This is a genomic window from Paenibacillus sp. FSL R5-0887, assembly GCF_038002305.1.
GTDB classification, from domain to species: Bacteria; Bacillota; Bacilli; order Paenibacillales; family Paenibacillaceae; genus Paenibacillus_AQ; species Paenibacillus_AQ odorifer.
Window position 1 is genome coordinate 2,260,882 of the sequence record NZ_JBBOCE010000001.1, and the last position, 11,872, is coordinate 2,272,753.

Sequence of the window (11,872 nt, forward strand, 5' to 3'; positions counted from 1 at the left end):
TTCACACCTAAACCATTGATGCGATTGCCTGTTTCAAGCGTCCTCCGTTTGCGTTAAGTACTTGTTCTGCTTCTTTTGCATCTAACCCCGATTTAATCATCATAATTGCCAACTTACAGTTCATAGATGCTTTTTCAAGTGTTTCTGCGGCGGTTGATGTATCTACACCAGTCGTGTTCATGATGATACGAATCGAGCGATCTACGAGCTTAAAATTACTAGCCTTCAGATCAACCATCAAGTTGTTGTACGTTTTTCCTAACTTGACCATTGTGCATGTTGTCAGCATATTAAGCACCAACTTCTGAGCAGTTCCTGCCTTTAATCGAGTCGAACCGCTAATGACCTCAGGTCCTACAACAGGTGTTATACAAACATCTACAATGGGTTCGAACTTTGAGCCTCTGTTGTTACAAACACCGATAGTGGCTGCTCCAAGTTCCTTTGCTTTCGCTAAAGCTGCAATAACGTAGTTTGCACTACCACTTGCCGAAATCCCAATTAGTACATCTTTGTTTGTTACACCAATGCTTTCGATTAATGCGATCCCTTCATCCATATCGTCTTCACAGCCTTCAACCGCAGTACGCAAAGCAATATCACCACCAGCGATATAGCCCTGCACCAAGGAAGGATCTGTACCAAAGGTAGGAGGACATTCGGAAGCATCCAGAACACCTAATCTTCCTGATGAGCCAGCTCCTATGTAAAACATTCTTCCACCATTAGACAACCTATGATGTAGAATATCTACCGCCTTTGCAATCTGCGGAATCTCCTCAGTTATAGCTCTGGGGACCAGTGCATCTTGTTGATTCATTAACTGGATCATTTCTTCCGTAGTACATTCATCAATCATTAATGTGTCTGGATTCACAGCCTCTGTTGTCAATCCCGCAAGGTAGTCATTCATAGCCATCCTCCTTCTTCCCAGTCTCAATCTGTCACCTAGTTAACAAAACGTGTTATATTAACTTACAATTATTATGCTCTTATACTAATACAACACCATCGCTTCGTCAATAGATTTTGAAATATAATTTCATAAAGAAATTAAATTCTGATGTTTTATTTCATTTCTTACATACTATGTTATACCACATTTATAAAGCGCTTACAAGATACAATTTAAATTTTTACCAATTGCTTTGATCGCTATGGCTCTAAGGTTAAAGCGATTTAAAAAAATGTATTATTTGCTGATTACCGCTCCAAACGAAACATAAAGTTACATCATCCGCGTTCAACCGGATGATGTTTCGTCTTCGATTCCATTCATTTTCTTCCTCATTATTGTGTGCCAAGCTATTAATTATTGAATTAAACTACTTATTATATTCATTAGATCGACGTATTCATCATGTAGATAATCTAACATGGATTGATATGTAGTACATTTTAGTACACGAATAAGCGAATGGAATACAAAAAAAGGAAAGCATTGATCCATGATCAACGCTTTCCTTCACATTCATTCTATCAGAACCTAATTTCTAAGTTTTTTCTTTAATATATTATGTGTTTTTGTTAAGTAGGTTTTTACTTCTTCATATTCTGCACTTGCGACACCAGCAAATAATATGTCGATGATCGTAAGCATCGCAATACGCGAGCCCATAGCCCCACTGCGGATTGTTATTTCAGGTGTGGATATGCTCAGTACAATATCCGCCCGCTCCGCAAGCTCACTTTTATTGTACTTCGTAATCGCAATACATTTCGCTCTATTCTTTTGGGCAATTTCCAGTGCATCAATAATATCACTAGTTGCTCCAGAGTTAGAAATGAAAATGGCAACATCATCTTTCTCAAGTAAAGTTGCTGCCGTGAGCTGACTATGACCATCTGTATAGGCATGACACATCTTATTAATTCGCGAGAACTTCTGTTCCCCGTCCATACAAACGAGTCCCGAAGCACCTATTCCAAAGAAAACAATTCGCTTACTATGACATAGTAATTCTACAGCTCTTGTAATTTCTTTTCGATCAATAACACTAAGCGTATCCTCAATGGACTTGCAATTATTCAATGAAATATTTGATATAATTGTCGAGAGATCATCACCTGGCTGAATATCTGTATATTGAGCCTTTGAATCCTCATCACGAGAACCCAAAGATGCCGATATACTCACAATAAAATTGCGGTATCCGCTGTAACCCATCGTCTTACAGAAACGAAGGACAGATGCATCGCTTGTCTTACTCGATTGAGCCAATTCCTTAATCGACAAATGAGGGATCTCTTCCGTATTTTCTAAAATGTAATCTCCAACCAATCGTTCAACTGGTGTAAAACTCTCTCGCATATCACGAATTTTAATTAATACGTTGTCATTTAGACTCATAATCTACCTACTCTAGATTTAATTAACACCTTTATTAATATCATAAACAATATAAACAACCTATTTCAATAACAAAATACGTTTCGGCATATCAAAGCTAATATTAATTAATCTATTAAAATCATCCTACTCTTAGGACATCTGGTGACTTTACGTTGATTATAGCGTAATAAAGTTGTAAGGTATAGTCGATAATTATATACTTTCTGATATGGTGAAACAAGGGACCACAAAGGTCCCCGAAGATTCTTTCTATTGTTCTCAGCATACGTAATACGCATGTATTTTTAAATTTCACTGCCGTCTAAATATGACTCAATTTGTCAACTACATCCTGTGATGTAGCACCGTACTTGAACCATTTAATTTGCTAGCAAGCTGCTTTAATGTAGTCAAGAACACCGGCATGGCCGCTACACTTAGTAATAATAGTGCAATGATTAATACGAATGCTACCTGTATAAGTGTCGTTACCCGAAGGAATCAACGCGGCGCAGGTGATCCAACATCCCCTTCAAGCTCGTTATACCGCATCATCAGGAATATGCTGTAATCAACGCCCAGGGCTGCAATCATAATGAAGCTGAAAAATGAAACGATCCCGCTCAAGATTTCACTGATTCCAAGAGAAGTAAGTACACTAGCACCAAGGAAGCAATAATGAACAGAGAACTGGACACAGAGCGCGTAATGACTATTAGCACAATTATGATTCTGACCAGCATAATCACGGCTGTACGTACAAAGTCATCCTGTGAAATATTCTGCAAATCAGCATTGGTTGCAGTTGTTCCTGTTAAGGCTGCTTGCACTCCTTGCAAGTCGCTGCAATCTAATGGCATTCCAAAAGCTGTCTGCAAGTTCTTCTTCGAGCTCAAGCGAATACAGTAACTCACCTTCTTCCATCATTTTAGCGAACATCTTCAAAGGGCCATGCAGATCAATGCCATGGAAGGCAGGGGGCGTAACAATTTCTCCTCCTTACCTGATTTGACTATATCTAGAATGAATTTTAATAAATGACCGAATATTGCTTTGCTATGTTCGTCTAAGTAATATCCATCTTCATGCAAGCCTTTCTTTTGCGATTTTTTTGCGCAAGAAATAAAGAGTTCTTTATAATGTAATAATGTACATAAAGACGGATTTGGAGGGAAATAAATGGCAAGTCGTAAATGGGTATTAATCATAGACGATGAAGATGATTTAGCGCGTCTGATGAAGGCTGTTTTACATAAAGAAGGTGTTCCAGACGTTGTAACTGCCGGGACCGTTGCAGAGGGTTGGGACAAGTTTCAGGAGTATAATCCTGAGCTTATATTGCTAGATATTATGCTCCCAGATGGAGAAGGATATGACTTATGCAGAAAAATTCGGGAAACATCAAATGCACCCATCTTATTTATGTCTGCAAAAGACGAGGAAATTAATAAGCTGTTAGGACTGGCGATAGGTGGCGATGATTATATTACTAAACCGTTCAGTCCGAAAGAAGTCGCTTATCGGGTAAAGGCACAACTGAGAAGAGCTGGCTTTACAGAAGAAAAAAAAGCTCCGAAAAGCTTACAAGCTGGCCCCTTTGAGCTTAGTGCCAATGAGACAGAATTAAAAAAGAATGGCGAGGTCCTCGTGCTAACCGCCAAAGAAGTCGGTTTAATGAGCTGTTTTATGCATCATCCCAATCAGATTCTAAGCAAAGAAACCTTGTTTGGACAGGCGTGGGGTGAGGACTTTTTTGGTTCCGATAATACAGTGATGGTACATATTCGGCGCTTACGCGAAAAAATTGAGGCCGACCCTTCAAATCCTTCCTTTATTTTGACGGTTAAAGGGTTAGGTTATAAATTAAATACCAAGGAGTGAGACTAGTTGAAATGGAAATTGACACTCCGCTTTTTAAGATCGGTTATGACTATTGTTGTGATCGTTGGTATTGTAAACGCGATTTTGTTCCTTTCCTTATTCGTTATAAAGGTAAATAATAATAACTTTGGCACTGAAGAAGCATCTGCAGAAACCTTTAGCCGGACCTTTTCACAATACGTAGAATTACAGGCCGGCAAACCTGTTGTGAATGAAGAAGGTCTCAAAAAACTACAAGAAATGAGCGCCTGGGTACAATTCTTGAATGACCAAGGGGAGCAAGCAGCTGCCTTTTATACCCCTGAAGAATTGAAAACAGAGTATTCTCCTATTGAAATTGTACAAATGTATAAATATAAAGAATTAGATGCACGCACGACGGTTTTTGTCAGCGAAGCCCAAAATTTCAGTTACTTTTTAGGGATTAATAATCCAAAAATAGGCCGGTACGTAATGACCTATGACTACGCTAAAATTTTCAAAGATGTTAATGTTTTTCTTTTCATTTTTTTAATCGTTGATGTGCTTATTGTAATCCTCATTGGATTTCTATTTGGGAAAAAGTTAACTGCACCCCTTCATACATTAATAGAGGGTATTCAACAGCTCAGGGAACGACGTTTTAAGAAAATGCCTACTCCCAAAGGTGTTTATGAAGATGTTTTTCGTAATATGAATGAACTATCTGAAAAGCTCGATCGACATGAAGAGGAACGTAAACGTCTCGATCAAATGCGTGAGGAATGGATTAGCAATGTTTCACATGACATGAAGACACCACTTGCTTCTATTCAAGGTTATGCAGAATTTATTAACGACAGTGCCACAGATTTAACAGCCCAAGAATTACAGGAATACACGTCAATTATCAAGAGTAAATCGATGTATATGAAAGATCTGTTAGATGACCTCAATTTAACGACACGTTTGCGTAATCACCAGCTATCCCTGCAATTTGAAGAGGTGAATCTCGTTCAGTTTCTACGAGAAATGACGATTGAACTTTTAAATGACCCGACCTTTGGTGAACGGCAGATAGAGTTTGAGGCGAATGTGGCTAAAGCAATGCATAAAGTAGATAAGAAGTTACTAAAACGAGCGATCCTTAACTTGATCTACAACGCGCTGGTGCATAACGATGAAAATGTCGTGGTGAAGATTCGAGTGGATACAGGTCCAGAATCTCATACCCGAATTTTGATTTCTGATAATGGTCATGGAATTCCAGCTAAAGATCTGGAACAGATTTTCGAACGCTACTATCGGGGTACAAACACAACGAGTAAGCATGGTACTGGTTTAGGAATGGCCATCGCAAGAGACATTATTTGGGCTCATGAGGGGAAACTCGATATGACGAGCATTGAGAATACCGGAACCACCATTACTATACTTTTATAATACAAATGCCTTACTTACTCATTAGGCAGAGAAAAGGGCTGTGCTCCATTACCTTTATTGGAGACAGCCCTTCTTCAATTTATTAGTTTTTTATTGCTTTTAGCGGAATATCCTCTACCTTCACTTCATCATATGAGGAGACTTGATCACCTTTTTTTACATACATTTTTAAGTAGGCGCCTTTACGAAGATTTTTTTGTGCATTAAATTCCAGTGGAATTGTATTACCTTTGGCATTTGTAGCTTCTAGTGTATAGGAATAGGAAGTCATCACTGTACCATCACTCAGTTTATATTCATGGGGTTTCCCATCCTCTGTAATTTGTAAATAGTAATTTTCGGCATTCATGCGATTGAAATCAATCTTTGCTAGAGCAAAGACACCTACAACCCCAATAACAAACAAAATACCCATAGTAATTAGAAATTTTCTCATCTCAATCATCCTTCTGTTCTATTATTTAGTGTGATAATACGATTGTATGAAGCTACGGTTAAGAAATAATACAACCCGTAAATTACGGTATAAGCAATCATCCAGAGCAACACTGGCTTTGCTAAATCTATCATCAGTAGACTAGAGAATGCTTTTAAAGCCACTACACTATGCAATAACCCTACTATAAGCGGTACAACAAAGATAACGAATACCTGTGACGCAATGGATTTCCGCATTTCTTTTGCACTGACACCCATTTTATGCAGCATATTGTACTGTGCTTTATCTTCTTCTGCCTCAGTTAAAACTTTAAAGTAAATGATACTGCCTGTTGCAGCCAGAAATACGAGTCCAAGGAAACTTCCTATAAAAAGTAGAGAACCCACACTTTCCAAGCTTGTTTGGTAATCTTGAGGCCTGCTTGAAAATAGCGCTTCTTCAGGTAATTGGTTTGCAATTTTTGCAGATAAATCCACAGAGGCATCCTCTACCCCAAGAACACGATAGCGTAGCACTTCTCCATCATTCCGTAATACTTTATACTGTTCATCCGAGACTACAACTGTTATACCTGCTGTACCTGCATTTAATACGGTTTGTGTTTTAAAGCTTTGGAATGTGAGTGGATGGCCGTTGCCTGTTGTTATAGTTTTTCCTGTATACATAGGTGAGAACCTTTTGTTATATCCGATATCTAAAATAACCGCGTAGCCATCCTTTACATTTAATTTTTCTTTATGCTGTACATTTGCTAAGTTGTTGTATGTTTTTTCATTGATAACTGTATACCCTCTTTTATCAGAGCTATCGAACGAGGATGGCGAGTTTAATTCTTTCGTATGAAACGTAATGGATAGCGTTTCGATATTTTCATCGTATTTTGTAGCTGGCAGTACAGCACTTACTTGTTTATCCATTTCTGCATCTGTTAATTGATACATAAAGGTATTCGGATTAATCGTTTTCGCCGAGTCATTCGTATTGTAATAAAGGCCATAGACCGCTCCACCGGCAGTTACTGTCGTAGCACTCAACACGGCAATCACAGTTAATGTACGTGCGTTCCCACGAATACGATAGAGCAGCTGCGAAATAGTAATGACATGAAGGCCTTTCCAAAGCCACCTTTCATTTTTCTTAATCATTGCTAACACAAAGCCAGTCACACTGTGGAACAATAAAAATGTACCCACAATTACCGTTGTTAAAATAATTAATACGGTCATGAGAAATCCGATTTTTGCCCATACCTTAGAAGTGAAAAGGTCCTGCATTGCAAGCCAATAGCCCAAGACAATGAGTAACACTCCAAGAACAGCTACTATCATAGATGGTTTAGGCGCCACTTCTCCCTTTTTGGAAGCATGAAATAAATCAATCAGCTTAAATTGATAGATCAAGCGATAGCCTTGAAACGATGTTACTAAGAATATAACTAGAAATACGATAGCCGTGTTCATCGCTGCCGCCGCTGAAAATGTAAAGGGTGCTACAACGTCATAACCCATTAAATGAATTAAAATCGTCATAAATCCTTTTGAACATAGGAACCCAAGTACAATTCCTACTACTAAAGAGAATAATCCTAACAATAAATTTTCGAAAAAGAGCATAAAGCCTATTTGACGATTACGTACCCCTAGCAACGCATACAGTGCGACTTCTTTTTTACGTTTTTTCATAAAAAAAGAATTGGAATAAGCTATAAATATGAACACGAAAAAGATAAGAATGACTGCCGCCCCACTCATTAGGGAACCCAGTTTTTGGGATGAAGCCGTCTGTTCTGCTATCGTATCACTATATTTTAAGGTCACAAATGTAAAGTAAATGATGATACTAAACACCATCGATGCGATGTATAAAAAATATTGCGAGAAGTTTCTGGCTATATTTTTTCTTGCTAGACTAAATAACGTCATCTACCTCACCCCCAATGGCCGCATGAACATCTAAGATCTCTTGGAAGAAGGCTTTGCGTGTCTGATCACGACGATAGATTTCTGTTGAAAATGAACCATCCTTGATGAAAATGATCCGGCGGCAGAAGCTTGCGGCAAAGGCATCATGGGTCACCATCATAATGGTCGAATTGTTATTTTCATTTAAAGTACTTAAGCTTTCCAATAAATCTGTTGCTGATTTAGAGTCAAGTGCACCTGTTGGTTCATCAGCCAAAATCAGTGCTGGCTCTGTCACGAGCGCTCTAGCCGCAGCGGTTCTTTGCTTTTGACCCCCAGAGATTTGGTAAGGATATTTCCCCAGTAAATCTTCAATCCCAAATACTTTAGAGATCTGAGTCACAAGGTGATTAATTTTCTTCGCTGGAATTTTAGCAATCGCCAGGGGAAGCAATATGTTCTCCTTTACCGTCAAGGAATCGAGTAAATTGTAATCTTGAAAGATGAACCCGAGATGTTCACGCCGGAAGTCTGACAAAGCTGCTTCCTTCAGATCATGAATACTCTTGTTCTTCATATATATCTTTCCTTCTGTTGGAGAATCTATGGTTGCTAACAAATTTAGCAAGGTTGATTTTCCCGCTCCGGAAGGTCCCATAATCCCTACAAACTCACCTTCATGAATGTCAAAAGACACGTTTTCCAACGCTGTGTAAGCAGCACTTAACTTCCCGTACACTTTTTTTACGTTTTCTACTTTTAATAATGGTTCCATTCATTTCACCTCATAATTTGCTGATACTTATACTATAGGCACCGAACCTTACAGCAAATTCATGCCAACCTTACAACAAGCTTAAATCTACAAAAAAAAGATACCCTGTAGCCATTTAAGACTACGGAGTATCCCTTTGCTATTGAATAGCATTCATTTTTTTCTGGTTGTATATAAATCAGAAGCTTCATCAAAGTAAAAGCGGCGTTTTTGTTTGCCAAACACGACTAATATAACATGAACGAACAATACGATCGTTAAAATGAGAGAGGTCAATCCAGCACCTAGCGTTAAGAATATAGATGCCTTATAAAATGGAGAATCCATTGATATTTCCACATTATTCAACGTTTTCGCAATGACTGTTATGAAGTACATCGCGTAAATGGCACCAAAGCGTTTAAATAATCGCTTGTTCGTTTCCACTCGACTTATTTTACTGTCATAGCGATAACGCATTATTTTCGTACCGATTGTCGATCCATTCCAAATCATCGGAATAATAAAAAAGGTTACAGAAAGTGTAATGGTGCTCGCAATAAATTCACTAACCATATTAACGTTGGTCATACTCAACACAACTTTAACTACTAGGTTGCTGATAAATAGATCAATAATAACAGCCAGTAACACAGACATCCCTCTTACTTCATCAAGCGCTAATAATCTTTCCGCTTTCTCCTTAATTTTCTTTTTTGACGGGAATAACGCCAACACAGCTGGAGCAATAAAGAACCCCAGTACACCGCCAGTAGTATTTAACAATAAATCATCCACATCAAAAATACGATAAGGGCAATTATAAATCCCGTAAATGCCGGTTACCTGTGTTATCTCATAAAATAAAGTTAATAAGAACGTGAAGCCTAGAGCTTTCTTCCAATATTTCTTATCTTGAAAAAAGTATCGCAGATAAACACCAAAAGGTAATAATAGTAAGAAATTAAAAAACGCTTGATAGAATGAGGGTTGGCTAAATAATAGCCTATAAGTTGCAGGCTGTGATAACACGATGCCACTATTTCCAAAGGTGCCCACTATAAATTGAAATGGCATAAGTGAATAATGTTGTGTACCCGGTTTTTGAAGAGAACAAGTGTTACGTATTTCCGGCAACGGCAACAATACTAAAAATAACGCTGCTAGAAAGTAAAAGATAAACGAAAACGAAATTAACGTGGTAGAAAAGGGAAGGTAATTATATTTTCTATAGGTATAAATGAGCCATGGGATAAATAAGGCAAATGCTAAAACCACAAAAAAGATCGCTGCCACAAAGATCGGTTGAGTATATGCTGACATTTCTAGTTCACACCCCAAAATGATTTAGTATTCATATTAACCATAAAACTGATTCTAATTCAACTGGAGTTGGAACATTTTATCAAATTTAAGGATCCTGTAATGTTGGCATCAATTTAATGTAAGGTTCGCAACTTATACTGACTCCTAGGCAAATAAAAATATTTTCAAAGGAGCACTATTAATGAATCCCTCCATCTCGCAAAAAGAAAGAATCATTTCACTCGACATCATTCGCGGACTTGCTCTTTTTGGCATTCTGCTTATAAATGTTGGAGCCTTTAAAGTTATTATGGAAGGAGATCCCTTACCAGACTATAGTGGCATTAATGGAATCATCCATAGCTTGATAATCATCTTCGTACAAAAAAAGTTCTTTTCTATTTTTTCATTCCTATTTGGTGTAGGTCTATACATTTTCGCCTCAAGAGCCGAAAGCCGGGGAGATAAACCCAGATGGCGTATGGCTAGACGTTTACTAATCCTTTTGCTGCTGGGAATCATTCATGTATTTATCTTTTGGGGAACCATTCTGCCCGCATATGCCATTATCGGATTGTTTCTGATCCCTTTTTATCACACAACGGTTTCTACACTTAAAAAGTGGCTTATGGGTATGACATCCATTTACATCATTTCCTTAGTGGTAAAAATATTCCTGCCTTCTCAAGGGGCAATCTCATCTATTCTTGATATTTTTTCTAATGACGCTATACAAATCTTTATTATGTTTTTAGCTGGTTTTTTAACCGCAAAGTCAGGTTGGCTGACACACATACAAGAATTAACAAGACCCATTAGATGGATTCAAATGGTATCATTTCTGTTGTTCATTGGTTTTTCACTATGGATTTGGAACGCTTCTCAAAATGGGAACAGCAATGTAGATTCAGTTACGGGCTTAGGATCTCTCCCAACCACTTTGTTCTACTTAACAACATTATTTCTACTATTAGAAAATAAACAAATGGTGAAATTCCTGAAACCCATATCACGGGTGGGTCAAATGGCGTTTACAAATTATGTAGCACAAAGCATTATAGGGACGGCAATCATTTCAATGATAGGTCTCGAAGTCGTTTCACCAAAAGATATTCTCTACATCGCAGTTCTGATTTATATGATTCAAATCATTTTTAGCACCATTTGGTTCAAGTTTTTTTCCATGGGCCCTTTAGAAAAGGTTTGGCGCTTGATGACCTATGGAACAAAGCCTGCAATAAAACGATAAAAGCTTCGCTTTCCTCGCCTCAATTCAAGTCGAAATTTCTTATCTAAACCCAAAAACCCCTTTTAAAAAGGGGTTCTCAAGTTTAAGCGCTTTAACTTTTAGGCGACAGATCACAACATGAACTTTAAGAATTAGAGAATTAAGTCCAAAGCATCCTGCGAAATCCACACTTTATCTTTAATCATTACTGTCAGCACATTTAGTTTCGTTGTTTTGCCATCCTGAATGGCGATATTTTTATCTATAGGCAGCTTGAGAACTTGGCCTGCTTTTTTCACTACAACCACCGGATTAGTCTTATCGGTCTTATCTAGGGTAATCGTAGCTCCTTTGGCCTTGAATTTATCACTGGATACGTACAGTGTATCCTGAAGCTGCGCCAGATTGAGTCCGGTCACTTCTTGAATATACTTATTCACATCCGTATTCTGGATTACACCGCTGTTCATGAAATCGGTCGGTTTAAAATTAGCCGGATGGTAGGCGAACAATCCAACTTCTTCCGATGTGTGATCATCCGTAGAGAAGGTTACACCTATTTTATCCCCCAAAATTTTACCGATGACTGGCGAAAGGTTATCCTGCATTCCCAATCTGACTTGATCCGCTT

The 11,872-nt window shown here is 38.1% G+C and carries 11 protein-coding genes and 1 pseudogene; 3 read left to right on the forward strand and 9 right to left on the reverse strand.

What is annotated here, in order from left to right:
- Positions 1–7 precede the first annotated feature (7 nt).
- The 4 genes and pseudogenes from murQ to MKY14_RS30805 form a co-directional block, all read right to left on the reverse strand.
- Positions 8–913 carry an N-acetylmuramic acid 6-phosphate etherase gene (gene murQ / locus MKY14_RS10185; protein WP_076278682.1) on the reverse strand — a complete coding sequence of 302 codons (906 nt, stop codon included), beginning with the start codon at positions 911–913 and terminating at the stop codon, positions 8–10.
- 573 nt (positions 914–1,486) lie between these two features.
- Positions 1,487–2,350, reverse strand: a complete 864-nt coding sequence (locus tag MKY14_RS10190) for a MurR/RpiR family transcriptional regulator (protein WP_042129113.1) — start codon at positions 2,348–2,350, stop codon at positions 1,487–1,489.
- Between the two features lie 327 nt (positions 2,351–2,677).
- Positions 2,678–3,177, reverse strand: a pseudogene (locus MKY14_RS30800) (MMPL family transporter); the annotation flags it as partial.
- Between the two features lie 96 nt (positions 3,178–3,273).
- On the reverse strand, positions 3,274–3,540 hold the full coding sequence (locus MKY14_RS30805; RefSeq protein ID WP_445669865.1) for a hypothetical protein: 267 nt from the start codon (positions 3,538–3,540) through the stop codon (positions 3,274–3,276).
- Between MKY14_RS30805 and MKY14_RS10205 the strand changes: the two genes are divergently transcribed.
- Positions 3,512–4,213, forward strand: a complete 702-nt coding sequence (locus MKY14_RS10205) for a response regulator transcription factor (RefSeq protein ID WP_076127196.1) — start codon at positions 3,512–3,514, stop codon at positions 4,211–4,213. The two genes, MKY14_RS30805 and MKY14_RS10205, sit on opposite strands and share 29 nt — an antisense overlap.
- A 6-nt stretch (positions 4,214–4,219) precedes the next feature.
- Complete coding sequence (locus MKY14_RS10210; RefSeq protein WP_340396856.1) at positions 4,220–5,614, forward strand: sensor histidine kinase; 1,395 nt, start codon at positions 4,220–4,222, stop codon at positions 5,612–5,614.
- Positions 5,615–5,696: 82 nt separating this feature from the next.
- On the opposite strand, the gene MKY14_RS10215 is transcribed toward MKY14_RS10210, so the two are convergent.
- The 4 genes from MKY14_RS10215 to MKY14_RS10230 form a co-directional block, all read right to left on the reverse strand.
- Positions 5,697–6,050 carry a YxeA family protein gene (locus MKY14_RS10215; RefSeq protein WP_076278684.1) on the reverse strand — a complete coding sequence of 118 codons (354 nt, stop codon included), beginning with the start codon at positions 6,048–6,050 and terminating at the stop codon, positions 5,697–5,699.
- Positions 6,051–6,055: 5 nt separating this feature from the next.
- Positions 6,056–7,975 carry an ABC transporter permease gene (locus MKY14_RS10220; protein ID WP_340976413.1) on the reverse strand — a complete coding sequence of 640 codons (1,920 nt, stop codon included), beginning with the start codon at positions 7,973–7,975 and terminating at the stop codon, positions 6,056–6,058.
- On the reverse strand, positions 7,962–8,729 hold the full coding sequence (locus MKY14_RS10225; RefSeq protein ID WP_038572078.1) for an ABC transporter ATP-binding protein: 768 nt from the start codon (positions 8,727–8,729) through the stop codon (positions 7,962–7,964). The genes MKY14_RS10220 and MKY14_RS10225 overlap by 14 nt, the downstream gene beginning before the upstream one ends.
- 153 nt (positions 8,730–8,882) lie before the next feature.
- Positions 8,883–10,031 carry a VanZ family protein gene (locus MKY14_RS10230; protein ID WP_076127204.1) on the reverse strand — a complete coding sequence of 383 codons (1,149 nt, stop codon included), beginning with the start codon at positions 10,029–10,031 and terminating at the stop codon, positions 8,883–8,885.
- Positions 10,032–10,215: 184 nt separating this feature from the next.
- On the opposite strand from MKY14_RS10230, the gene MKY14_RS10235 reads away from it, so the two are divergent.
- Positions 10,216–11,262: a DUF418 domain-containing protein gene (locus MKY14_RS10235; protein WP_076182853.1), complete on the forward strand. Its 1,047-nt coding sequence runs from the start codon at positions 10,216–10,218 to the stop codon at positions 11,260–11,262.
- A 131-nt stretch (positions 11,263–11,393) separates the two neighbouring features.
- On the opposite strand, the gene MKY14_RS10240 is transcribed toward MKY14_RS10235, so the two are convergent.
- Positions 11,394–11,849, reverse strand: a complete 456-nt coding sequence (locus tag MKY14_RS10240) for a stalk domain-containing protein (protein WP_340977040.1) — start codon at positions 11,847–11,849, stop codon at positions 11,394–11,396.
- Positions 11,850–11,872: the final 23 nt, after the last annotated feature.

Excerpts from the sequence above, each read along its gene's own strand:
- murQ (WP_076278682.1), bottom strand. The coding sequence starts at position 913 with ATGAATGACTACCTTGCGGGATTGACAACAGAGGCTGTGAATCCAGAC.
- MKY14_RS10190 (WP_042129113.1), bottom strand. The coding sequence starts at position 2,350 with ATGAGTCTAAATGACAACGTATTAATTAAAATTCGTGATATGCGAGAG.
- MKY14_RS10205 (WP_076127196.1), top strand. The coding sequence starts at position 3,512 with ATGGCAAGTCGTAAATGGGTATTAATCATAGACGATGAAGATGATTTA.
- MKY14_RS30805 (WP_445669865.1), bottom strand. The coding sequence starts at position 3,540 with ATGATTAATACCCATTTACGACTTGCCATTTATTTCCCTCCAAATCCG.
- MKY14_RS10215 (WP_076278684.1), bottom strand. The coding sequence starts at position 6,050 with ATGAGAAAATTTCTAATTACTATGGGTATTTTGTTTGTTATTGGGGTT.
- MKY14_RS10220 (WP_340976413.1), bottom strand. The coding sequence starts at position 7,975 with ATGACGTTATTTAGTCTAGCAAGAAAAAATATAGCCAGAAACTTCTCG.
- MKY14_RS10225 (WP_038572078.1), bottom strand. The coding sequence starts at position 8,729 with ATGGAACCATTATTAAAAGTAGAAAACGTAAAAAAAGTGTACGGGAAG.
- MKY14_RS10230 (WP_076127204.1), bottom strand. The coding sequence starts at position 10,031 with ATGTCAGCATATACTCAACCGATCTTTGTGGCAGCGATCTTTTTTGTG.
- MKY14_RS10235 (WP_076182853.1), top strand. The coding sequence starts at position 10,216 with ATGAATCCCTCCATCTCGCAAAAAGAAAGAATCATTTCACTCGACATC.
- MKY14_RS10240 (WP_340977040.1), bottom strand. The coding sequence starts at position 11,849 with ATGCAGGATAACCTTTCGCCAGTCATCGGTAAAATTTTGGGGGATAAA.